This window comes from Nesterenkonia rhizosphaerae (assembly GCF_039544555.1).
Taxonomy (GTDB): Bacteria; Actinomycetota; Actinomycetes; order Actinomycetales; family Micrococcaceae; genus Nesterenkonia; species Nesterenkonia rhizosphaerae.
The window spans coordinates 186,038-208,315 of record NZ_BAABLW010000001.1 but is presented as its reverse complement, the minus strand read 5'-3'; the positions used below and the strand labels follow the sequence as shown (position 1 = coordinate 208,315).

General features: G+C 65.0%; 20 protein-coding genes. 4 read left to right on the top strand and 16 right to left on the bottom strand.

Going from position 1 to position 22,278, the window contains the following annotated elements; genetic code table 11:
- Positions 1 to 110 precede the first annotated feature (110 nt).
- Both ABEA23_RS00925 and ABEA23_RS00920 read right to left on the bottom strand, forming a co-directional pair.
- Complete coding sequence (locus ABEA23_RS00925) at positions 111 to 917, bottom strand: PspA/IM30 family protein (RefSeq protein ID WP_345476253.1); 807 nt, start codon at positions 915 to 917, stop codon at positions 111 to 113.
- Positions 918 to 1,031: 114 nt separating this feature from the next.
- Entirely contained in the window at positions 1,032 to 2,594 is a 1,563-nt protein-coding gene (locus ABEA23_RS00920) for a TPM domain-containing protein (protein WP_345476252.1), read from the bottom strand.
- A gap of 117 nt (positions 2,595 to 2,711) precedes the next feature.
- On the opposite strand from ABEA23_RS00920, the gene ABEA23_RS00915 reads away from it, so the two are divergent.
- Positions 2,712 to 4,532, top strand: coding sequence for a trypsin-like peptidase domain-containing protein (locus tag ABEA23_RS00915; protein ID WP_345476251.1), 1,821 nt, complete (start codon positions 2,712 to 2,714; stop codon positions 4,530 to 4,532).
- A gap of 59 nt (positions 4,533 to 4,591) precedes the next feature.
- Positions 4,592 to 5,350: a PIG-L deacetylase family protein gene (locus tag ABEA23_RS00910; protein ID WP_345476359.1), complete on the top strand. Its 759-nt coding sequence runs from the start codon at positions 4,592 to 4,594 to the stop codon at positions 5,348 to 5,350.
- Between the two features lie 218 nt (positions 5,351 to 5,568).
- Here ABEA23_RS00910 and rraA read toward each other — a convergent pair whose 3' ends face one another.
- The 4 genes from rraA to ABEA23_RS00890 form a co-directional block, all read right to left on the bottom strand.
- Positions 5,569 to 6,042 carry a ribonuclease E activity regulator RraA gene (gene rraA, locus ABEA23_RS00905; protein WP_345476250.1) on the bottom strand — a complete coding sequence of 158 codons (474 nt, stop codon included), beginning with the start codon at positions 6,040 to 6,042 and terminating at the stop codon, positions 5,569 to 5,571.
- Positions 6,043 to 6,098: 56 nt separating this feature from the next.
- Positions 6,099 to 7,898 carry an anti-sigma factor domain-containing protein gene (locus tag ABEA23_RS00900; protein ID WP_345476249.1) on the bottom strand — a complete coding sequence of 600 codons (1,800 nt, stop codon included), beginning with the start codon at positions 7,896 to 7,898 and terminating at the stop codon, positions 6,099 to 6,101.
- 95 nt (positions 7,899 to 7,993) lie between these two features.
- Positions 7,994 to 8,467, bottom strand: coding sequence for a tRNA (cytidine(34)-2'-O)-methyltransferase (locus tag ABEA23_RS00895; RefSeq protein ID WP_345476248.1), 474 nt, complete (start codon positions 8,465 to 8,467; stop codon positions 7,994 to 7,996).
- Positions 8,468 to 8,531: 64 nt separating this feature from the next.
- Positions 8,532 to 9,560: a J domain-containing protein gene (locus tag ABEA23_RS00890; protein ID WP_345476247.1), complete on the bottom strand. Its 1,029-nt coding sequence runs from the start codon at positions 9,558 to 9,560 to the stop codon at positions 8,532 to 8,534.
- A gap of 99 nt (positions 9,561 to 9,659) precedes the next feature.
- Here ABEA23_RS00890 and ABEA23_RS00885 point away from each other — a divergent pair, with 99 nt between their 5' ends.
- Entirely contained in the window at positions 9,660 to 10,856 is a 1,197-nt protein-coding gene (locus ABEA23_RS00885) for a cysteine desulfurase family protein (RefSeq protein ID WP_345476246.1), read from the top strand.
- A 95-nt stretch (positions 10,857 to 10,951) separates the two neighbouring features.
- Here the strand turns inward: ABEA23_RS00885 and ABEA23_RS00880 are convergent, their stop codons facing one another.
- From ABEA23_RS00880 to ABEA23_RS00835, 10 genes are all read right to left on the bottom strand, one after another.
- Positions 10,952 to 11,611, bottom strand: a complete 660-nt coding sequence (locus ABEA23_RS00880; RefSeq protein ID WP_345476245.1) for a DUF6226 family protein — start codon at positions 11,609 to 11,611, stop codon at positions 10,952 to 10,954.
- Positions 11,612 to 11,855: 244 nt separating this feature from the next.
- The gene (locus ABEA23_RS00875; RefSeq protein ID WP_345476244.1) at positions 11,856 to 12,950 is read right to left on the bottom strand and encodes a uroporphyrinogen decarboxylase/cobalamine-independent methonine synthase family protein; all 1,095 of its coding nucleotides are present in this window, start codon (positions 12,948 to 12,950) and stop codon (positions 11,856 to 11,858) included.
- A complete protein-coding gene (locus ABEA23_RS00870; RefSeq protein ID WP_044494088.1) occupies positions 12,947 to 13,312 on the bottom strand; it encodes a chorismate mutase in 366 nt (121 codons plus the stop codon). The genes ABEA23_RS00875 and ABEA23_RS00870 overlap by 4 nt, the downstream gene beginning before the upstream one ends.
- 44 nt (positions 13,313 to 13,356) lie before the next feature.
- Positions 13,357 to 14,274 (bottom strand): hypothetical protein, encoded by a 918-nt coding sequence (locus tag ABEA23_RS00865; RefSeq protein ID WP_345476242.1) that lies wholly within the window; start codon positions 14,272 to 14,274, stop codon positions 13,357 to 13,359.
- Between the two features lie 155 nt (positions 14,275 to 14,429).
- Positions 14,430 to 15,614, bottom strand: coding sequence for a tRNA 2-thiouridine(34) synthase MnmA (gene mnmA / locus ABEA23_RS00860; protein WP_345476241.1), 1,185 nt, complete (start codon positions 15,612 to 15,614; stop codon positions 14,430 to 14,432).
- Between the two features lie 417 nt (positions 15,615 to 16,031).
- Positions 16,032 to 17,333 (bottom strand): DUF58 domain-containing protein, encoded by a 1,302-nt coding sequence (locus tag ABEA23_RS00855; protein ID WP_345476240.1) that lies wholly within the window; start codon positions 17,331 to 17,333, stop codon positions 16,032 to 16,034.
- A 28-nt stretch (positions 17,334 to 17,361) separates the two neighbouring features.
- A complete protein-coding gene (locus ABEA23_RS00850; protein WP_345476239.1) occupies positions 17,362 to 18,318 on the bottom strand; it encodes an AAA family ATPase in 957 nt (318 codons plus the stop codon).
- The gene (locus ABEA23_RS00845; RefSeq protein ID WP_345476238.1) at positions 18,305 to 19,645 is read right to left on the bottom strand and encodes a DUF4350 domain-containing protein; all 1,341 of its coding nucleotides are present in this window, start codon (positions 19,643 to 19,645) and stop codon (positions 18,305 to 18,307) included. Before ABEA23_RS00845 ends, ABEA23_RS00850 begins: the two co-directional genes overlap by 14 nt.
- On the bottom strand, positions 19,642 to 20,385 hold the full coding sequence (locus ABEA23_RS00840) for a DUF4129 domain-containing protein (RefSeq protein WP_345476237.1): 744 nt from the start codon (positions 20,383 to 20,385) through the stop codon (positions 19,642 to 19,644). The genes ABEA23_RS00845 and ABEA23_RS00840 overlap by 4 nt, the downstream gene beginning before the upstream one ends.
- On the bottom strand, positions 20,382 to 21,464 hold the full coding sequence (locus tag ABEA23_RS00835) for a V-type ATP synthase subunit I domain-containing protein (protein WP_345476236.1): 1,083 nt from the start codon (positions 21,462 to 21,464) through the stop codon (positions 20,382 to 20,384). Before ABEA23_RS00835 ends, ABEA23_RS00840 begins: the two co-directional genes overlap by 4 nt.
- Positions 21,465 to 21,590: 126 nt before the next feature.
- Between ABEA23_RS00835 and mtrA the strand changes: the two genes are divergently transcribed.
- Positions 21,591 to 22,274, top strand: coding sequence for an MtrAB system response regulator MtrA (mtrA, locus tag ABEA23_RS00830; protein ID WP_044494098.1), 684 nt, complete (start codon positions 21,591 to 21,593; stop codon positions 22,272 to 22,274).
- Positions 22,275 to 22,278: the final 4 nt, after the last annotated feature.

Here is a 22,278-nt window from a genome sequence, read left to right as displayed (position 1 = left end):
ATCTCCTTAGGACACATGCAAATGGAGGGCAAGCCCTTCGGCTCGCCCTCCATTAGATCAGAGTTCACCTTCCGTTCACCAAGCAGTGGACGGTAGCGCGACTCATGGGGTCATGCTTTGTCTGATTCAGTCTCCAGGGAGGCGAAATCAGATTCGGTCACACCAGTTCCGGACTCATTACCGGTGCCGATGGCAGCCGGTGTGGATCCGCCGGACTTCAGGGCAGCCAGACGAGCTTCGATCTCAGCCTGCTCTCCGAGGTCCTCGAGCAGTTCGAACTGCCCGTCCAGAGATGAGGCAGCCAACTCGTTCTGGCCACGCACCCGGGCTTCTTCGCGGCGGATCTTCTCCTCGAAGCGTCCCACCTCGGAGGTGGGGTCCATGATGTCGATGGCTTTCACCGCGTCGTGTACCTGGGACTGTGCGTGAGCGGCCTTGGAACGGGCTACCAGCTCATCGCGCTTGGAGATCAGCTGCTGGCGCTTGGTCTTCATCTGCTCCAGCCCGGTGCGCAGGCGCTCCACGATCTCGCGCTGGGACTGGATAGTCGGTTCAGCGCCCTTGGCTGAGCTTTCAGCGTCGATCTGACGCTGAATGGCTACCTTGGCGAGGTTGTCGAACTTCGCAGCGTTTTCCTGGTTGCCCTCAGTGCGGAATTCGTCGGACTTCCGGGAGGCGGCCAGCGCCTTCTGGCCCCAGGAGCGCGCGGTTTCCAGGTCTTCTTTGTAATCGTCCTCCATCATGCGCAGGTTGCCGATGGTTTGGGCGACGGCCTCTTCAGCCTCACGAATGTTATTGGTGAAATCGCGCACCATCTGATCCAGCATCTTTTCCGGATCCTCAGCGCGATCCAGCATCTGGTTGACGTTGGCGCGGATCAGCTGGGACATCCGGCCGAAAATGGACTGCTTGCTCACGGTGATCACCTTTCCTTGGGGACCTTGGCTCAGATCACATTGTCGATACTAACGGCCACAGCGGGGACAGCATCAGCCTTCAGGCGGAGATTTCTCTCCACCTGAAGGTGCTGATCAGAACATCCGCCGACGACGGCGACCGCCCCGGCTGGTCATCCGTGCCATCCGCATTCCGGTTCTCAGAGCGCGGTTGATCTCGTTCTGACCACCCATGGCGCTTCCGCCGTAGCTAGTTCCACCGAAGCCGGTGCCGCCTGCGGTGCCGAAGCCGCCGAATCCGCCCCCTGTGCCGTAGCCGTAACCGCCTCCGAGGCTGGTCCGCCCGAAGGGACTACCACCCATGTTCTGCATATTATTGGTGGCCGCCTCTTGCTGGGCGATCTGGGCCGCCTGGACGGCCAATGCCTTAGCGCGCTGGGCCAGTTCCACCGCGCGTGAGGGCTGGGACTCACCGATGGACTCGGCTTCGGTGAGGCAGCGTTCGGCTTCAGCCATTCGAGTGCGGGCAGTGGAGGAAACCCCGTAGCGGCGCGAGCGCAGGAAATCCAGCGAGGACTGGACCTGACTGCGGGCAGTCAGCAGTTCGTTCTGCAGCATGTCCCGGGCGCGGCGATCCTGGGCCTGCCGGTCGCGTACGGAGTTCAGCGGCTCATCGAGTTCACGGTGGGCCAGCTCCAGGCCGTGGAGGAGCTCAAGGGGATTGATGCGGCGCCCGGAGTCCAGAGCCCGCTGGGTGCGTTCGACGGCGGACTCGGCAGCGGCAATGGGTCCTGCCAGTTCTGGGGCCTGCCCGGCCTGGTAGGTGGCCTTAGCCTGGGCGATATCCTGGGTGGTCTGGGCGATGCCGATGTCCAGGTTCCGCCGTGCTTTGCGCAGGTGATCCTCTGTCTGCTCCATGGAATCCAGCAGCGCATTGGCGTCTGCGGCAGCCTGCTCCCCTGAGTGCAGCGCCAATACGGCTTCAGCCGTATCTGCCCGGACGATGCAGTCAGTTGCTGCGCTCACAGCCTGCTCAGCTGCTGTCAAGGCTTGACCAGCTTGGTCCAGGTTGTCGCGGTACTGGTCCAGGGCGTCGTCGTCATAGCTGATTGCCAGGTTCTGCAGAGTAGCGTGTGCCTGCTCATGACGTGGCTTCAGCTCCGCCAGATGAGCACGCAACTGCTGCAGGACTGGCTCGGGATTGCGCTCTAGGTTGCGCAGACCCTCGAATTCCTGCTGGTGGGACTGCAGGGTCTGGTTGACCTTCTCGCAGCTGTGGATGATCTGCTTATAGAACTCGCGTGCCTCGGCCTCACCTTCGGGGTGGGACTGATCCACCTGTTGCTGCAGACGGAATGACTCGCGTAGGTGGCTTTTGGCCTCGTCGATGTCCTTCTGGAAGGGCTTGACCTGATCGTCTCCATAGGAGGCGGAGGCAAAGAGCAGCTCCTGTTCGCTGGAGGCAACGGCATTATCGGCAGCGACCAGCATCTCACCGGCCTGCAGTCGCAGCTCGTCGGTTGACTTGGCATCCAGTGGGTCTGGCGGGGCCTGGTTCTGCGGCAGCTGGCCCTGCTGGGGGGCACTGTAGAGGCGCTTCTGCTGCTTATTTCCGCTTGAAAGCCATACCGCTCCCACCCCGAGCAGTGCAAGAATTCCAGCACCGATGATGAGGGCGCCGATCAGCGCGCCGCTCACGACACGGATTCCGTCATAGTTTCTGGCACCATTCTTAGGAGTCTATTAGGTAGGTATGGCATCGTCTATGGACGTGAGAGTCAGCTTCATTCCTTCGATGTAGGAGCACCGCGCATCATGTCACAGGATCCCCAGGGCCCCGCCGAGAACCCACGGCCTTCACAGGATCAGTCCCCGGAACACCCGAGCCCGCACCCGGGTCAGTCCCCGGATGATCCACGTCCTGAACCTCAGCAGCATGAATCCGCCGAAAGCGGTGAGGGCACCGAGTCAGCAGAGCCATCAGCTCACCCGGAGCCTGGGCCGGTGACTCCGGGGTGGGGTGCCGCATCAGGCCCCCGGGCCCAGGATCCGCCCGAGCGTTTTGTGCACCCCTATGGACACAACCAGCCTGCACAGGGACCGTACGGTCAGGACCAGTCTGCACAGGCCCAGTACGGCCAGAGCCCGTACGGTCAGGACCAGTCTGCACAGGCCCAGTACGGTCAGGACCAGCAGCGCCCGGCCCATCCCCCGCAGTTCGAACAGCACGAAGCGCACCAGCACTCCCACCCCTACACTGCACAGCAGGCAGACCAGGGAGAATCCTCCGTCTCCAGCACCCACCAGGACGCATACGCCTACGGCCAGGGGCACAACCCCTGGACTAACCCGGCCGAGCAGCAGCGCGAGCCAAGGCGGGGGATGGGCGCAGGCGGCGTCGTCGCTATTGCTCTGGTGGCCAGTCTGCTCGGCGGCGGCGTCGGTGCAGCAGGCTATTCAGCGCTGAGCCAGGATGCTGAGCCCACCCGAGAGATCAGCCAGGGCCCGGCGGGGATTGAGATCAATACCCCCGAATCCGCCACCGCGGTGACGGCTGCCGCAGCCAAAGCGTCTCCGTCTGTGGTGACTCTGGGAGTCACCGACGGTGGTAGCAGTCAGGGATCTGGATCAGGCATTGTCCTCGATGACGAAGGCCACGTGCTGACCAATACCCATGTGGTGACTCTGGGTGGCGCCGTGTCAGATCCCACCATCCAGGTGCGCCTGGATGACGGCCGCGTGACCACCGCAGAAATCGTCGGAACTGACCCGCTCAGCGACCTCGCCGTCATCCGCCTCGCCGATACCGAGAACCTCACCCCCGCGGAGATCGGCAGTTCCGGTGAGCTCAACGTGGGTGATCAGGCCGTGGCCATCGGTGCTCCGCTGGGGCTCTCCGGTACCGTCACCGACGGCATCATCTCCACGCTGGACCGCACCATCCAGGTCGCATCTGCCGCAGTGGAGGACGAAGGCGGGGACGTTCCGCAGCAGGAGCCCGAAGAGGGCGAGGAAGAAGGACCGGGAGAGGGCTTTGAGTTCTACTTCCCGAACCAGCCGCAGTCGCCAACCCAGGGTGCGATCTACCTCAACGTCATCCAGACCGACGCCGCCATCAACCAGGGCAACTCCGGCGGCGCGCTGGTTGATGCTGAAGGACGGATCATCGGGGTCAACGTGGCGATCGCCTCCACAGGGGGTGGCGGGGGCCCCTTCGCCAGCGAACAGGCCGGAAGCATCGGCGTGGGCTTCGCGATCCCCATCGACTACGCCCAGCGCATCGCCCAAGAGCTCATTGATAATGGAGAAGCCAGCCATGGCCTGCTGGGCGTCAGCGTGGCACCGGCCTCGCCCGACGCTGAAGTCAACCGGCGCATTCTCGCCCAGGACGGACCCGTCAGCGCCGGCGGCTTCACCGCCGGCGCCCTGGTGAGCGAAGTGAGCCCCGAGTCCCCGGCCGGTGAGGCGGGGCTGGAGGTCGGCGATGTCATCACCCATGTGGAGGGACGACACGTGGAGGACGGCACCGCGCTGACTGCCACCGTGCGTGAATACGCCGCAGGGGAGAGCATTTCTTTGACCGTGCAGCGCGACGGTGAAGAAATCACCGTAGACGTCACCCTCAGCCGACTGTGAGCGGCACATTGTCTGATGCAGCAGGTGCTGGAACCCCCAGCGGTCCCTCCGGAGGTGCGCTGACCGGTTTGGCGCAGCCCCAGCAGCTGGTCCATCAGCTGGGGCTGCGCCGAGCGCTGGCCTTCGCCGCACATCCCGATGATGTGGACTTCGGGGCCTCCGCCACCATCGCCGCGCTGACCGCCGAAGGCGTGGAGGTCATCCTGTGCCTGCTGACCTCCGGGGATGCCGGAGGATTCGACCCCTCCCGCAGTCCGCAGGAGACTGCCCGGCTCCGGGCGCAGGAGCAGCAGGAAGCTGCCGCCGTCGTCGGAATCAACGAGGTCATCCTGCTGGATGAGCGCGATGGTTTTGTGGAGCCCAATTATGAGCTGATCGGCAAGATCGTGAGAGTGATGCGTCAGGTGCGCCCGGATGCGGTGTTCTCACTGCACCCGGAGCGGGCCTGGGACCGGCTGCAAAAGGCCCACCCAGACCATCTGGCCTGCGGAGAAGCTGTGGTTCGTGCGGCCTACCCTGCGGTGGAGAACCCCTTCGCCTACCCTGAGCTGCAGGAAGCCGGGCTGAAGGCCTTCAAGATTAAACACCTGCTGCTCTATGGGGCACCGGCGCAGCATGCTCAGCTGAGAGTAGATGTCAGCGGGTACCAGGAGCAGAAGATCCAGGCCCTGGGACGGCACTTCAGTCAGCATCGCGACGCTCAGCGGATGGTGGAGTTCGTCACCGCACAAATGCGCAGCACCCACGGTGGCGAGGGCTTCGCCGAGGACTTCCACCATGTGGTGGTGAACTCCCCGGACACCATCTCAGGGTTCTGAGCTGGTCCCGCGGGCGGGGAAACCCCGCCACGCTCTCGCTCGGCTCACGCCGAGCTTCACGCCTAAAGCTGGTCCCGCGGGCGGGGAAGAGGTCTCAGTCGGGTTGAGTGGTCACTTCGTCCGTTATAACCGCCGAAATTCCGTCTGATAACGGACAGAGTGACCACTCACTGGGGAGTCTCGGGGACGGTGCGCCCCGCTCACTGGGCCGCCGCGATTCAGGCGGGCTCTACCAGGATGCCGTCCTCATCGGCCCAGAGCTGTTTTCCTGGGACAAACTGCACCCCGCCGAACTCCACCGGGACATCCACCTCTCCGCGACCGTCCTTTGCGGATTTTCGCGGGTTGCTGCCCAGAGCTTTGACCCCCAGCAGCAGCTTGGCCAGCTCCACTCGGTCTCGCACCGCCCCATTGATGACCACCCCAGCCCAGCCGTTCTCCACGGCAGCAGCGGCAATCAGATCACCCATCAGGGCTGAGTCCAGGGAGCCCTCGCCATCAACGACCAGTACAGCGCCCTCACCGGCAGAGTTCAGCACGGACTTCACCAGACCGTTGTCCCGGTAGCAGGAGACCGTGCGGATCACTCCGCTAAACCGTGGCCGACCGCCCAAGTCCAGCAGCTGCAGAGAGACAGACTGAAGCGTCTCATCGGCGTCGAACAGGTCACACGTTGTGAAATCGGCTGTCATCGTTGACGTCCTCCTTCTTCCGCCCCGGGGGCATCCTGGTCCTGAGTGAGGGTCTGTTAGCTCCCCGCCTCGTCTTCAGCGGCATCCTCTTCCGGAGCCGGAGCATCTGTATCGCCGTCGTTCTCGCTACCTTCAGAATGCAGCGGGAGATCTGCCACGACGGCGCCGGTGGGCCGTTCCTGCCCGCGAATGGACTCCACACTGATCTGCAGCTGCCGGTACTGGGAGATGCCACGGACATCCACACCGTCTTCGAGCTCATCGGCGTCGAAGTTGCCCACCGAAGAGGGCTGACCACCCGTATGCGGCAATAGCCACACCTGATAGGTGGCATCCTCCGCCAGATCCGGGACACCGCTGAACTCCAGCCAAGCCACGTTCTCCGCCTCGGAGACCACCGCACGCATCTGCCCGCCATCGGCCAGGGAATCCTCCACGACGACGGCGTTCTGGTCATTCTCCGCCAGCGACTGGACATCAACCCCGGAGGTGACCCGGTAGATCACCACAATGCCCACCAGCAGCACCAGGAGGAATCCGGCGATGAACATCCACTTCTTCATCACCGGGGTGCGCTTCTCCGTCTCCTCAGTGTGAGTGGAGATGCCCTCCACCAGGCCGACACCGACCTCCTGATCGCCCACACTCTGTAACACCTCATCCAGCAGGTGGCTAGGCGGAACCACAGGATGGGCCGCGAAGATTTCCGCCAAGGTGCGCCGGGCGGCCAGCACGCGGGTATCCCACTGCTGGGCCTCGCGCGCATCAGCGGTCAGCGCTTTCTCATCCAGCAGCGCCCGTTCGGCGTCGTCCACTGCATCCAGGGCGTAGAGCTCGGCCAGCTCCACCAGCAGGCCCTTATCCAAGTCTGCGGCGATAGTGGAAGCAAAGTTCCGGTTGACCCCGCTGCCGCGCTCCACATCCTTGCGGGTCACTGCAGCGCGCAGGATCGGGTCAGGCTCGGACTCCCGCTCGGTGCGCTGGGTGTGCAGCCTGGTCATCGCATCCCGCAGTCGGGATTTCACGCTCGGCAGCGCCGCCCCCACACTCTGAGCCAGCTGGTGGTGCGACAAGCCGCTCAGGTACGTCAGCGCCAGGGCCTGTGCCTGAGAGTCTGACAGGGCCAGCAGGTCCTCGAGGATCTCCTCGGGCAGACCGGCGACGCCGCCCCCGTCGCTCTGGGCCACCGCGGTCAGCTGGATCGGTTCGGCTGCCCCTTCACGGAAGCGCTCCACAAAAATCCGGTGCGCCAACGGCACCAACCATTCCAGGACCTGCTCGTATTCGTTCGGCCGGTACTCAGCGGCGGCCTCCTGATCACCCTGCTGTTCCGCGGTGAAGTCTGCATATTCGTCAGTCAGCAGCTGCGAGGCCTGGGTCTGCAGGCGCAGATCACGGGCCCGGGCATCAGCCTGGTCCCACAGGTGCTGGTACACCGCCACGGTGGAAGCCTGTGCACCAGCCGGCTCGGCATGCATCAGCAGCGCCAGGCCGTAGATGACATCCGAGGTGGACTCATAGAACGCGGAGAATGAGGCAGTCTCACCGCGGGCAGTGCCGGTCAGCAGCTCGGCGAGAGTGGGCTCCTCGGGTTCGCCCGCAGGTTCTGCCTCGGAGTCAGCAGCGGCGTCTGTCGCCGGATCGGCCGGGGCTGCAGCGCCGTCGTCGAACTCACGCGGTTCCTCTTCTGTGCTGCCGTTGGCATACGAGAGCGGGGATTCCGAAGGGCTCCCGGGCTGTGCCCGCTGAGGCAGTTCATCCTGACGGTGCTCGTCACCGGCCTCGGCAGATTCGGCTGCGGCCGGATCCTCAGGGTTTCGCGGGTCGTGAGTCTCGCGCTCGGGGTCGGTGCTCATGATGGTGAGTGTAGTCAGCCCCGCGGCGTCAGGGCATGACCAACACCCTGCCGGTGCCCCGGCTTGCCCAGCTGAACGGGTCGATGACCGGGGGATTAGACTGCGCCGTCGAACCCTTGTTGCCGCCAGGCCTCATAGACTGCGATAGAGACGGAGTTGGCCAGATTCAGCGAGCGGCGCCCGGGCAGCATAGGGATGCGCACCAGATCCGTAATGCGGCTGTCCTGCTTGACGTGATTGTCCAACCCGGTGGACTCCCGGCCGAAGAGCAGCACATCCCCTGGGCGGTACTCGATATCGACGTGCCGGGTGTTGCCCTCACCAGTGAAGGCGAAGATCCGCTGCGGGTTCAGCGCGGCATAAGCAGCCTCGAGGTTCTCGTGTTCGGTCATCACCGCCAGATCGTGATAATCCAATCCCGCGCGGCGCAGTTTGGTATCGGAGAAGTCAAAGAGAGTGGGTCCGGCAATGTGCAGTTCAAAGCCGGTGATAGCCGCCAGCCGGATGAGATTGCCGGTATTGCCGGGGATCTCCGGCTGGTCAAGAATCACGCGCAGGTTAGTAGACACCTAAGACATTCTGGCAAACCTCTAGGGCCGCTGCTCAGAGGGACGCTGCTCAGGGGGGCGCTGCTCAGTCGACGTCGGGGGTGGCCAGCTGGTCACGCAGGGCGGTCATCAGATGCCTGTCCACCATGTTCGCCTGCGCGGAGGCGGCAAGGGTCTCGGTGATCAGCGACAGCGCCCGGCCGGCCGGCAGCGGGGCGGCTCCGGAGGGCACGCCACGGGATTCCACCACCGGATGGAAGAGGTCCCCGTCGGGGGAGTGCAGGATCACCTGAGTGTGAGTCTGCAGTGCGGGCGCATCACCGGCAGCCCGCGCAGTTTCCTTCAGGGTCCCACGCAGCCGACGGACTGCCGCGCTGAGGTTGGGCAGCGGGATGGTTTTGCCGCGGGCTCGCAGCGCGCGTCCATCCCAGGAGACCGCATCGGCCGGCACCTCGAAGGAGGCCACCAGCACCAGCGTCTGACCGCAGAGCAGCACATGCTCGGCCCGCTGATCACCGCGTGGAGTACGACGACGCCCGCGACGGTCAGTCTCCACCGGATCCAGCAGCACATCATTAAACAGCCGTGCCGCAGGAAGCTGTCCCAGCACATGCTTCTCCAACAGAGCCGCAGTGTGCTGCTGCACGCGCTGACTCCGGCTGCCGAAGAGCCCGCGTGCGGCGAACTCCCCATGGACTTTCTGACTCGTCAGCGTCAGGGAGAGGGGCTCGGGGTTCGATAGCGGGGGTTCATAGCGCGGGGGCTGATCGGCCTGCGGTGAACGGCTTGTGCCGCGTCGTCGCGAGTCCGTCCCGTTCTGCCCCCGGGCAGAGGCGGCACCGGAGGTGGAGGCGGTGAAGCTGCGCGAGTAGATACCGGAGGCCCCGGCGTCGTCGTCGGTTGCCCGCGGGACATCCCGGGACCGGTCATAGGCCGCGCGCTTCTCAGGAGTGCCTAGGGTCTCCCAGGCCAACTGCACCTGGTGGAACTCCTCAGCGGAGCCGCCCTGGTCCGGATGGGTCTGGCGGGCCCGACGGCGGTAGGCAGCACGCAGTGACTGCGCATCGGCCTGGGGCGCCACTTGCAGCACCGCGTAGAAATCGGGCTCACTCATCAGTGCATAAGACTACCGCCCAGCAGTCCCTGCATTTGGTCGCCGGAAGGATCTCATCTGCAGGAGAAAATGCCGGTAGGCGGCGTAGAATCGCACACCGTGCAGCCCTCCCGCTATTTCGACCATGCCGCCACCACACCGGTGAAGCCCACGGCCATCCGTGTGCTGACCGAGCAGATGCCGCAGCTGGCCAATCCGTCTTCGCTGCACGGGGCAGGACGGCGGGCCCGGCTGGCCGTGGATTCGGCGCGCGCCCAGCTTGCAGCTGCTGCTGGGGCCCACCCCAGTGAGGTGATCTTCACCTCCGGCGGCACTGAGGCAGACAACCTGGCCCTCAAGGGGCTGTGGTGGCAGCGTAGGTCTGAGGATTCCTGGCGTCACCGGATTCTGCTTCCGGGAATCGAGCATCACGCGGTGCTGGACACCGCCGAATGGTTGGAGAGCCATGAGGGCGCCCAGCTGGACATCATTGAGGTGGACGGCGACGGCGTGCTCGATCTGGAGTCCCTGAAGCGGCTGCTGAGCCACCAGCCCGAGACCATCGCGCTGGTGACCGCGATGTGGGCCAATAATGAGACCGGCGCGATCCAGCCGGTGCCCGAGATTGCCCGGCTCTGTGCTGAGGCCGGGGTTCCGTTCCACACTGACGCGGTGCAGGCCTTCGGCAGCGTACCGGTCAGTTTCAGTGAGTCCGGGGCCTCCACTATGGCGATCAGTGGCCATAAGATCGGCGCTCCGGTGGGGGTGGGGGCACTGCTGGTGCGCCGCGATGTGAAGCTGACCCCGGTGCTGCACGGCGGGGGACAGGAGCGCGATGTCCGCTCCGGCACCCTGGATGCCGCCGGGATCTGTGCGTTCGCGGCCGTGGCGGAGGAGACCGCGGGCGGTCTGGACGCGGAGTCCGCCCGGATTGCCGGTTTGCGCGATGAGCTTCTGGACGCGGTGGCGGGACTTGAAGGGGTGACGCTGCGCGGACCTGATCCGCGGGTGGTTCCGGAGAAGCGGCTGCCGAACAATCTGCACATCACCGTTGACGGTGCCGAGGGGGACTCGGTGCTGTTCATGCTGGACATGGCGGGTTTTGATACCGCCACCGGGTCAGCATGCACCGCGGGTGTGCCCCGGGCATCCCATGTACTGCTGGCGATGGGCCTGAGTGAGGCCGAGGCTCGTGGGGCTCAGCGCTTCTCGCTGGGCTGGACCACCACCGCCGAGGACGTGCAGGCACTGGCAGGCTCGCTGCCGAGCGTGATTCAGCAGGCCCGGGCTGCCGGTATGGCAGCTGACCGGCGTTGAGGACGGGTGCACGCGCACTGACCCAGAGTTTGTTTCACGAAACCCGCGTTTTGGGTCTCATGTGAAACAAACGCTGGGTCCTGACACCAGCACAGTCACGCCTTTCCCGCAGATTTAAGCGGCCACGGCTGCCATCTGCCATCGGGCAGCGCGCTCAGAGTCTGCGTGGCTGTCCTGCGGATATCCGCACTGAGACGTTCGGCTGACTCGGAGCTGCGACCACTGCCATCAGCCGTAGTCAAGGACCACTGCCACCCGTTCGGCAGCAGCCGCTCGTGAAACCTGCCCTCGGCCACAGCGAGCACCAGCTCTTCCAACTCCTGGACGAGGCGCTCTAGGTCATCATCACAGGCCTCGCACCCGCAGACCGGAAAGAGCTGCTGTTGCTCGACCAGCCTAGCCACCAGCCCAGCCTGCACGACGACGCCCGGGAAGTCCGTCCATGCCAGACGCAGCGGTGCACTCAATGGAGAGGACGGTGTCAGCCGCAGTTCCCGGTGCGTGCTGGTGCCTTCGCCAGGTTTCTCCCGGGTGAACCAGGAGTCCTGCTCGAGGTGCACATCGTAGGTGGAGGTGAGATGCTCCAGCAGCGCATCGGCTATCTGGTGCAGGGGCGCGAAACGCTCTGGATGTGTGCTCACGCTGTAGGAGTTCTCGGGAGGCTGCCCGGCCCAACGGTGCCCGTAAGGGACCAGCTGGCCGGCCGGGTCGAGAAACTCCGGGTCCGGCAACGTTGGCCGGTGGTAGGTAGTCACGCGCTTAAGCCTGCGACCAAAGCCGGGCGGCGTCAATAAGAACCCCGGCCAAAGTGTCCTGGGCTTCTCGGGGTATTGGCGGCACCGGCCTGCCGCCACAAGGGGTGGGACCCTGCCCTAAGCGCCTCGTGAAATCCCATCCGTTGTGGCAGTTCCGGGGCCTGTCAGCGCAGTTTGCGCAACAACGGATGGGAGTTTGCTCTCGGGGCTCAACGCGGACAGTGCGGGCGGGCGCGCACCCGGCCTAGCGCTCGTTGATGTGTTCTGTCAGCGCCTCAGCGGTATCGCGAATGCGGGTAGCCAGCCGCATCGCCTGCGCCTGACCCACCCGCCCCAGCTGAGGGCGGTCCAGTGCACCGAACGGGGTGACTGTCACTGCACCCAACGCGTTCAGCGGCATGCCCAGGCGCTGCCAGGGCTGCAGCAGCCGAGCCGAAAGGTCGGTGACCTGCGGCAGACCGGTGGGTCCGGCTGCCGTCGGGGCCGCCTCACCGGCGCGCAGCAGTCCAGCAGAGAAAAGCGCGCCACCTTCGGCGAGCTCCGCGACCCGTTCCCAGTCTGGAGTTCCCAACAGCGGCAAAGCGATCCCGAATCCATCTACCCGCGCCTGGTTGCGACTGAAGAAATCCTCCGCCTGCTCAGCAGTTACCGCGGTCCCGAAGTCCAACAGCACCTCATCTGCCCCGGCGGTGCGCAGGGCATCCACCACAACGCCCAGCAGTGACCTAGTCTCGTCCCGGGACACCGCGCGCAGGGACTGATATCCGCTGACGGTGGGAACCTGAGCAGTTCGCACCCGGGCATAGTCGGGCTCCAGGATGACCACAGATAACGACGACGGCGCCACGGCTCGGCGCACATGGGCCACATGCTCAGCGGCACCGGCCGCCAGTGACTCGGCCAGATCCCGCCGCGCGCCATGATCGGCCAGCACCTTCTCACCGCCCGGCAGGGCCAGCCCCGCTGCGAAGCTCACTGGCCCCAGCATCTCCATACGCAAGGGGCCGACGTCGTCGCCTTGATCAGCGCGAGCACCACGAACATCAGCCAGGGTGTCCACATCAGAGCGCAGCAGCTGTGCGGCGCGCTGATGATCTGCCCCTGGCCGCGGCACCAGGCGCCAGCCGTAGGAGGTCAACTCCGTATAGAGCTCGGAGAGTTGAGCGCCCGCACGGCCCAGCAGCGATGCGTGGTGGCCCCTGGCTGGCAGCTCAGCGAGCGCCCCCATATGGGGTGCGCTGAACTCGGATTCAAGCAACTGATATGCCAGATCCACCGCCGGACCGGGCATGACTGCCGGGGCAGCTGAGCGAATCAGGTTGACGGTGCTCCCGCTCACCGCTGCTGCGGTTCCTGCGGGCCGCCTTCAGACGCGGTTTCGGAAATGGCCTGGTGGTGGCGGATGACTTCCTCGATGATGAAGTTCAGGAACTTCTCAGCGAACTCCGGGTCCAACTGGGCGTCCTCGGCGAGCCGCTTCAGCCGGGCGATCTGGTTCTTCTCACGGGCCGGATCGGCAGGGGGCAGCTGATGCTTGGCTTTGAGCACACCCACCCGCTGGGTGGCCTTGAACCGCTCTGCCAGCAGATGCACCAGCGCGGCGTCGATATTGTCGATGCTGGATCGCATAGAGAGCAGCTCTTCAAGCACCTCGGGTTCTACGTACTGGGCTGCTTCGCCGGCGCGGGGATCAGTGCTCATAGTCCAAGCCTAGCGGCTGAGCTGCCAGCATCTAGTTCTGCGGCTCACATGCAGAGACCATCGTCGCTGACTCCGCGCATGCACAGCACCGTCCGCTCCACCTGGGAGAGCTCATAGCCTGCATCGCTCTCTTCCACAGTGACGAACAGACGGTCCCCGGCGACTGAATCATCCATCATTCCGGTGGCATCAACGATGTAGTAATCCACGTCCACAAAATCGGGGTTATTAACGATCTCCACATCCGGGCCGCCCTCGGCTTGGCCCTCTTCACCCCAGTCCGCGGTGTGCAGTTCTGCTACCTGCAGTGCCAGTTCTTCAGGATCTGCGGAGGCTGAGACCTGATCGGTGTACTGATCGGTGATGTCCTCATGCTCGCCGAAGTAATAGAGGTGTCCGGCCTGCACCCACCCATAGCCGTCAGCCAGCTGGATCTCGATCCAGCTCTGCTCTGATTCCGGCACGAAGCGTTCGCGACCCCCCAGCAGCACCGTATCGGTGGCAAACACTTCGCCGACCATTTCATCCATCTCACCCTCGAGTGTGGGCACCGCAAGTACCGGCAACGGCCCGGCGGTGCCGACGACGCCGACCGCCTCGCCCTCGCGGGAGAAGTAAGTCTCAGCCGATTCTCCCGGCAGATCGGCATCATCTACGCGGTCAGTGCCGCCGATGGGCAGCTCGGGCTCGGGAGCTGCTGCTGTCTCGGTCGTATCCGCTGGGGGCCCTTCGGTGCCGGTGCCGGTGGCGCCGTCGTCGGTTTCGGGGGTATCGGTCGCCTCATCCTCGGTGTCGGTGGGCTCCGGAGTAGACGGCGTCGCCTGGTCCTGATCTGTTGCGGTCGGAGCGGGTTCGCCCTCCTGATCGGGGGCGCATGCGCTGAGTGCCAGCAGTGCCGCGGTACCCAATGCGGCCGCTGCGGAGAGTCTGCGGGCTGGCTTATGAGCCGTTCCGTACTGCATCGTGGTAGTCCTCTGCGGTCGGGTCCAGTGCCATCTTCCAGCGTTGGAGGGGCAGCTGAACACAGCCTCAGAATGCGGTCACAAGTGTGTTGCAGAACGGAATCAGGGGTGCATCACCACATCGCCGAAACCCGGGTCGAACTGCTCGGGACAGCTCAGGCGGGCTGGTAGTTGCGGGAGCGCGCGGTGTCGATCGTGGCCTGGCCCAGGACCCGGGTGTCCTGGTACATCACCGCGGTCTGACCGGGGGCAACTCCCTTGAGCGGATCCTGCAGCTCCACCACCAGGGTGGGGGCGGCCGCGGCGTCGCCGTCGCCCTCTGAATGAGCTGCTTCCTCTGCGGGACCTGGGTCCTCGGCTGGTTCGGGGGCTTCCACACGAGCCCGGGCGGGCACCGGATCTGCATGGGCACGGATCTGCAGTTGGATCTCGAACCACTCGCCGGTGGCGGCCTCGGGCACCGGCTTACCGGCCCAGGACAGCCGGATGCCGGTGATTCGGTCGATCTCCAGCAGCTCCTGTGGGCCAGCCACCACAGTGTTGTCCTTGGGGCGGATCTCCAGCACGAAGCGCGGCTTGCCATCAGGGGCGGGCCGGCCCAGTTTCAAACCGCGGCGCTGGCCCACGGTGTAGGCCTCCGCGCCCTCGTGTTCGCCGATCTGGTTGCCCTCCGCGTCAAGGATCGGGCCGTTCTTCAGCTCGATCTGCTCGGCCAGCCAGCCGCGGGTGTCGCCGTCGGGGATGAAGCAGATGTCGTGGGAATCCGGCTTCTGCGCCACGGACAGCCCGCGCTCAGCGGCCTCAGCGCGCACCAGATCCTTCGAGGGAGTGTCTCCCAGCGGGAAGTAGCAGTGCGCCAGCTGCTGTTCGTTGAGCACACCCAGCACATAGGACTGATCCTTGGTCCAGGTGGCGGCACGGTGCAGCTCCCGGCCGTTCTCGGTCTCGATGATCTTGGCGTAGTGACCGGTAGCCACCGCGTCAAAACCCAGTGCGATGGCCTTGTCCAGCAGCGCCTCGAACTTGATCTTCTCGTTGCAGCGCATACAGGGGTTCGGGGTGCGGCCAGCGGCGTATTCGGAAATGAAGTCATCCACCACATCGGCCTTGAAACGCTCGGAGAAGTCCCATACGTAGAACGGGATGCCCAGCTTCTCGCAGGCCCGCCACGCATCAGAGGAGTCCTCAATGGTGCAGCAGCCGCGTGAGCCGGTCCGTAGTGTTCCGGGCATGCGTGAGAGCGCCAGGTGTACGCCGACCACTTCATGGCCAGCATCCACGGCGCGCGCGGCGGCGACGGCGGAATCAACGCCGCCTGACATTGCTGCAAGGACTTTCATAGCTGCTTTCTACGGTACGGACTCAACCCCAGCGGGGACAATACGAGCCGACGTCGGCTCACTCACACTGATCCTCTCAGCAGGCGCTTCAGATGCGCTGAGATGAAGACCCGCTGGGGAAACTTCAGGGCATAACGACGACGGCGGCAGCGACATTCCCAGACTTCAGTGGTCAGTATGTCCGCCAAACCGGGCCAAAACCCGGCGTTATAAGAGACAAAGCGACCACTCAACTGCTGCGAGTCTCAGCGGCCCGCCCGCCAGGTACGCGCCACTAGACCCGCGCGGCTCCCAGCCCTGTTCGGTCACGCGTTTTCACCGTAGTTTCGGTCCCCCGGAGCGATGTACCGCCGAAAGTAGCGGCAGAATGCGTGACCGAACGCAGCACAGGGCTTCCCCGGCAGGGTTCCCCGCGTCTCAGAGCTTCCCGGTGGCCTTCAGCCTGATGTAGGCATCGGCCAACGCCGGCGGCAGCTCCTCAGGTGCCGCTTCCACCACCTCAACGCCCATGGCCGAAAGCTCCGCGGCAACAGTCCGGTGCTCGATCAGAGTCCGCTCCGCTGCCGCGGCCCGGTACACCTGCGCTGCCGTACCGCGCTGCTGCCCACGGCGCTGCAGCTCCGGATCCTGCACTGAGGCCACCACCACTCGGTGCTTGGCGGTCAGCGCCGGCAGCACCGGCAGCAGCCCTTCCTGCAGAGAGGCCGAATCCAGCGCGGTCAGCACCACAACCAGGGAACGGTGTGAACTGACCGAGGCGACCTGAGCCGGCAGCTGCGAGAAATCTGCCTCCACCAGTACCGGCTCCACCGGCGCCATCGACGTGGCCATCAGATTGAGGAAGTCCCCGCGCTCTGAGGATGAGGCGCGCGCTACCAGCTGACGCTGGAAGGCCATGAAGTCCACTCGATCACCGGCTGAGGAGGCCAAAGCTCCCAGCAGCAGAGCCGCCTCGATTCCGGCATTGAGCCGAGGCTCATCCTCCACCCGGGCCGCCGAGGTGCGAGAAGCGTCTAAGCACAGGATCACCCGGCGGTCCCGCTCGGGCCGCCAAGTGCGCACCACAAGATGTCCGCCGGCACCATCCTGCCGCCGTGCCGTGGCGCGCCAGTCGATGGAGCGCACATCATCACCGCGCACATAGTCGCGCAGCGAGTCGAACTCAGTGCCGGCTCCGCGCAGCTGCACTGCCGTAGTGCCGTCAAGCTCACGCAGTCTGCGCAGCTTCGAGGGCAGATGCCGGCGGGAACGGAACTCCGGCAGCACCCGCAGCTCATGAGCCACATGATGCACCACCTGTCGGCCTGCTAAGCCCATCGGCCCTATTGACCGGATAGTGATGTGCTCACTGCGCAGGTCACCGCGCCGTTTCGGGGTCAGCCGGACCTGCACGGTGATGGCACCCCCGGCCGGTACCTGCAGCCGCTGCAAGCCATCCTCGGCCCCGGCGGTGGGCTGCCAGCCGTCCTTGACCCAGCCGCGCACCGCCCGTGAGCCTGAGTTTTCCACCCGGGTACCCGCCGTCGTGGTCTCTGAGCTGCGCAGCGGTCCCACCGGTTCACGGACAACCCTCAGCCGCCGGGGGGAGCCGGCAAGCAGCACGTCAGCCAGGATCAGTGCCGCCAGCAGCACCATCCACAGCCAGAAGAGACCGGGAAGTACGACGACGGCTAAGACCAGTCCCAGCGTCACCCACAGCAGGCGAGGTGTGAAGATCATGAGGTTCTCGGCAAATCCTGGGCAGCTATCAGCGCGGCACCGCGGTGGAGGCCAGGATGCCCTGCAGGACATCATCAGCCCCGGCACCGTCCATGGCGGCCTCGGGGGTCAGCGAGACCCGGTGACGCAGCGCAGGTACGGCGAGCGCCTTCACATCATCCGGGGTGACGTATTCACGGCCGGAGAGCCAGGCCCAGGCCTTGGAGGCGTTCATCAGTGCGGTGGCACCGCGCGGGGAGACTCCCAGCTGGAAGCTCGGCGCCTGCCGGGTGGCCCGGGCGATGTCCACGATGTAGCCGACGACCTCGGGAGCAATACTCACCTGGCCCACTGCCTGCCGGGCGGCGATGATATCCGAGGCGCCTGCCACCGCGCGGACACCGGCGGCTGCCAGATCCGAGGGGTTGAAGCCGGCAGCGTGGCGGCGGATGACTTCGATCTCATCCTCACGGGCTGGCAGCGCCAGGGTGACCTTCAGCAGGAAACGGTCAAGCTGGGCTTCTGGCAGCGGGTAGGTGCCTTCATACTCCACCGGGTTCTGGGTGGCAGCTACCAGGAACGGGTCCGGCAGCCGGCGGCCGATACCGTCTACAGAGACCTGGCGCTCTTCCATCGCCTCCAGCAGTGAGGCTTGGGTCTTGGGCGGGGTGCGGTTGATCTCATCGGCCAGCAGCAAATTCGTGAAGACCGGCCCCTCGCGGAAGCTGAAGTCCCCGGTGCGGGAGTCATAGACCAGGGAGCCGGTGACATCGCCGGGCATCAGATCCGGGGTGAACTGCACACGGGCAGTATCCAAGCTCAGGGAGGCGGAAATGGCGCGCACCAACAGGGTCTTGGCCACACCGGGCACGCCTTCCAGCAGCACGTGGCCGCGCACCAACAGCCCGATGATCACACTGCTGACCGCAGCATCCTGTCCGACGACGGCCTTGGCCACTTCTTCTCGGACTGCGGTCAGCTTGCCGCGCAGATCATCGCTGCTCATCGTGCTCCTTCATTGTTGTGCTGGCATCACTGGGTTCATCGGCGCGGCACAGACCCAGCTGCACGCGCACCTCATGATCAAGGGTCTGCAGAGCCTGAGCATAGGACACTAGCTCGCGGTGGTTGGCCGGACGCTGCTGCTGCAGCAGGGCAGTGACTTCCACCTCTGGGCGTCCGGTATGTCTGGCTGCTGATTCGGCCACAATCTGCGCCGCAGGGTGGCGACCCAGGCGCAGCAGTCTGGCGAGCTTCAGCAGCGCAGCGTTGCGTAGTACTGCAGCGGCGGCGGTGACGGCACCGCTGTGGCTGTACATCCGTGCACGGCCCTCGGCGGCCTCAGATGCCGGGACCTCCACAGGCAGCGGCTCGGTGACCACCGGTCCGTAGCGCCGTCCGTAGGCAACCGCGCCCACAACGGTCCCCAGCAATAACCAGCCAGCCAGCGGCCAGAACCACCGGGGCAGGAAATCCCAGGGCGAACTCCATTGCTGGACGTCAAGAAGTTCAGCCGCACCTGGGGTGTACCAGATCAGCTGGCTCGAACTGTTCTGTGCGGAGGCAAAATCGCCGTCCTGCGGGGCGGTTGACTCCGAGACCACGGTCCCAGCTGCTGCTGCGCGGAAGAGGCCCAGGCCTACCGCGGCATTGCCTTCGGCAGTGATGTGCCGATTGGTGAAGGCCTCAGGTGCAGCGAAGGCAATCCCATGGTCGGTGGGGACCAGCGCGTACTCGCCACCGGCTTCGCCCTCCCAGATGGGGAAGCATCCTTCCGGGGCGCTCAGCGTTTCGCCCCGTGCCTGCAGGCTTCCGGCGCTGCGGGCGAACTCCAACTGGCAGTGCAGTCCGGGGGACAACGTCTCAGCGGTGCCTGTTGCTGCGGAGGGAATCGGCAGCGCAGACCATATCCCCTCCAGTGCCAGCATCTCTTCCAGCAGGTAGGTATTCTCCGCTATCCAGACCACCGCGGTCTGTTCCTGCGCAGCGCGCTGACGCAGGGCGGCGCTGAACGCCTCGGGAGGGGTGAAGCCGTCAGAGAGTACGACGACGCCAGCCTCCGGGTGTTCTTGCATCAACCGCTGGGCTTCAGCAGCGTTGGGAGCCTGGTGGAGTGTGACACCCTCATGCTGAAGTACCTGCGCTAAAGCGGCATAGCCATTGAGATCGGTGTTCTGCAGACCATAGGGCCGGGACTCACGGTCGCTGGTCAGCTGCATGGCCACAGCAACAATGGCTCCCAGTACCAGCAGCGCGATCCAGAACTGCCAGCGCCCCAGAGCGGCGCGGGCGGCGGCACCGGTGCTGGCCACAGTGGTTGCGGGAGCGCTCATCGTGGTGCCACCTGCGCTCCCGGAGCAGCCGAGTCGGAACGATTCTGAGACCACTGCCCATTCTGGGCGGGATGCTCATTGCGCAGCCGATACGCGGTAATCAGGGCTGCATCCAGGCGCAGCAGCTGATCGTAGTCGCGGTGGCCCAGCTGGACCCCGCCGTAGCGGGAAAGGTTGAACTTCTCCGCGGCACGAAAAATCTCCGGGGCCAGTGCCGGTACGCCCATGGCGTCCATGGCCGCGGTCTCCGCTGCAGGTGCATCAGTTCCGCCCGGGAAATAGGCGGCGAGGTCCGCCGCTGCTTCGGTGGCGGTGCGGCCGCGCTGATCCCGTAAGCCGTTTTCCTCGCCGGTGCGCACCATAGCCCGGAAGAGCTCGCGGAAGGCCGCGTCGAAGTCTCCGGCTCGCCGTCTGTCCTCGGCGCGCAGCCGCAGCTGCTCTGCGGTGACGCTCTCTTCGATGTTCAGGGTCTGCTCTGCTGTGCCCGAGCGCTGCAGCCGGGGCCGGACTACCAGGATGCAGACAATGATGGCGCCGATGACAAGAACCGCAGCGATGATAGGCCCGTAGGGGATATTCACCGGCCCCACCTCCACGCTGGCCTCCCCGAGCCAACTGAGGAACCGGTCCAGTGCCTGGCGCAGCGGACCGCTGTATTCCCGTTGGTAGCGCGGATCGGCCAGCTCGCGTTCCAGAAGCTGGCGTCCCTGGTCGTCGGTGTAGGTGAGGCTCCCGGTCACCGTGAGCCTCCAGGAGCTGCCCCAGGGGCCGCAGATGGCGAGGCGAAATAGCGGGGGTCTAAATAGCGCGGGGTGAAGAACCGTGCCAGATGTTCAGGCGAGCCGGGCAGGACAGTAGCGGCGTCGTCGTCGCTCTGGGTCTGTCCCGCGTGCAGCAGCGCGACATCCAGTGCTTCCTGGCGAATCCGGCAGTTCAGGTACATCACCGCAGCAAGGGCACCGGCCAGTGCCATCATCAACGCGCTGAGCACATTGTCATAGAGATGTCCTGCTGCAAGGACCAGAAGTCCCAGGGACTCCCCGGAATCCTCTGCGGACTGCCAGGCGATCTCCCCACCCAGGCCGGAGGCCAGAGCCGCCGGCATCGACGCCAGCATAATGGCGATTCCAACAATGAGATAGAACAAGGCGATCACGGCGATATTGCGCCACCACATACCGCGGTTCAGCGAAAAAGAGCGGCCGATGGCGGCGAATGCATTAAGCCGTTCGCTCACGATCACCACCGGACCGTACATGAACGCCACGGTCAGCCAGCACAGCAGCAAATAGAGTCCCGGCACAATCACGATGAGCCCCACAAACAGCGTCAGGCCCGCCAGGATCGCGCCGATGACCACGGCGATGAATCCGATGACCGATAACAGCAGCCCCACAATCACCAGGTGGAGCAGCAGCCATCCCAGCTGCCGGGCACGCAAGAGCACTGTCTGCCGCAGCGTGGTGGGCAGCCCGTAGGCTGCACGCAGCGTGGGAATCACCAGCAGTCCCAACGAGACTGACATCAGCAGGCTGCCCAGCAGGGTGGAGATGGTCATCAGCAGCATGACTCCGCCGTCGCCTATGGCTGCCCACGCCAGTTCGGCGTCGTCGAAGGCGGCAGGGTCAGTCAGCAGCCGGGTGAAGGAGTCGGTGCCGAAGAACGTCAGCACCAGCAGCGAGGCGGCGAAGTTCAGGACCCCGGCGAGGAAGGGCAGACCCAGTGCGGCTCGGGGCGCATGGCGGATCACAGCGAACGCCGCAGAGAACAGCTCATCCTGGGAGAGTGCTCTGAGGGGATAGGCAGTTCCGGCGGTCACACGCGTTAGCCTATCGCCTCATATATCCTGGGGAGTCAGCGGAGAGCATAGGCTTCGCTTATTCGTACGCATTCGCCGCGGCAGTCGCTGCGTGGGAGACAAGCCGCGGAATCAGGGAGGAGCCGGATGAAAGCCAGGATCCTGGTAGTCGACGACGACGAGGCGCTGTCGGAGATGATTGGCATCGTCCTGCGCAATGACGGCTTTGAGCCGACATTCTGCGCCACCGGCGATGGTGCGTTGGAGGCTTTCCGTTCCTCCGATCCTGATCTGGTGCTGCTGGACCTGATGCTGCCGGGCAAGGACGGTATTGAGGTCTGCCGCGAGATCCGTGATGAGGCCGATACCCCGGTCATCATGCTCACCGCCAAGTCGGATACCGCCGACGTGGTGCGCGGGCTGGAGGCTGGAGCAGATGACTATGTGCCCAAGCCGTTTAAACCTGCTGAGCTGATCGCCCGCGTCCGGGCACGGCTGCGCCCCTCGGATAAGCCTGGCCGGGCGGAGACTGAAACGCTGACTATCGGGGATCTGACCATCGACGTGGCTGGTCATGAGGTCCGCCGCGGAGACTCCAAGATCTCGCTGACTCCTCTTGAGTTTGATCTGCTCTCCACCTTGGCGAAGAAACCCTGGCAGGTCTTTAATCGCGAGATGCTGCTGGAGGAGGTCTGGGGCTACCGTCACCAGGCTGATACCCGATTGGTCAATGTCCATGTGCAGCGACTGCGTTCGAAGGTGGAGAAGGACCCGGAGAGCCCAGAGATCATTCAGACCGTTCGCGGCATCGGCTACAAGGCCGGGGGATAGGGGA

Coding starts and splice junctions, on each gene's coding strand:
- ABEA23_RS00915 (WP_345476251.1), top strand. CDS start 2,712: ATGTCACAGGATCCCCAGGGCCCCGCCGAGAACCCACGGCCTTCACAG.
- rraA (WP_345476250.1), bottom strand. CDS start 6,042: ATGACAGCCGATTTCACAACGTGTGACCTGTTCGACGCCGATGAGACG.
- ABEA23_RS00900 (WP_345476249.1), bottom strand. CDS start 7,898: ATGAGCACCGACCCCGAGCGCGAGACTCACGACCCGCGAAACCCTGAG.
- ABEA23_RS00890 (WP_345476247.1), bottom strand. CDS start 9,560: ATGAGTGAGCCCGATTTCTACGCGGTGCTGCAAGTGGCGCCCCAGGCC.
- ABEA23_RS00870 (WP_044494088.1), bottom strand. CDS start 13,312: ATGAGCACTGATCCCCGCGCCGGCGAAGCAGCCCAGTACGTAGAACCC.
- ABEA23_RS00865 (WP_345476242.1), bottom strand. CDS start 14,274: ATGCAGTACGGAACGGCTCATAAGCCAGCCCGCAGACTCTCCGCAGCG.
- mnmA (WP_345476241.1), bottom strand. CDS start 15,614: ATGAAAGTCCTTGCAGCAATGTCAGGCGGCGTTGATTCCGCCGTCGCC.
- ABEA23_RS00855 (WP_345476240.1), bottom strand. CDS start 17,333: ATGATCTTCACACCTCGCCTGCTGTGGGTGACGCTGGGACTGGTCTTA.
- ABEA23_RS00850 (WP_345476239.1), bottom strand. CDS start 18,318: ATGAGCAGCGATGATCTGCGCGGCAAGCTGACCGCAGTCCGAGAAGAA.
- ABEA23_RS00845 (WP_345476238.1), bottom strand. CDS start 19,645: ATGAGCGCTCCCGCAACCACTGTGGCCAGCACCGGTGCCGCCGCCCGC.
- mtrA (WP_044494098.1), top strand. CDS start 21,591: ATGAAAGCCAGGATCCTGGTAGTCGACGACGACGAGGCGCTGTCGGAG.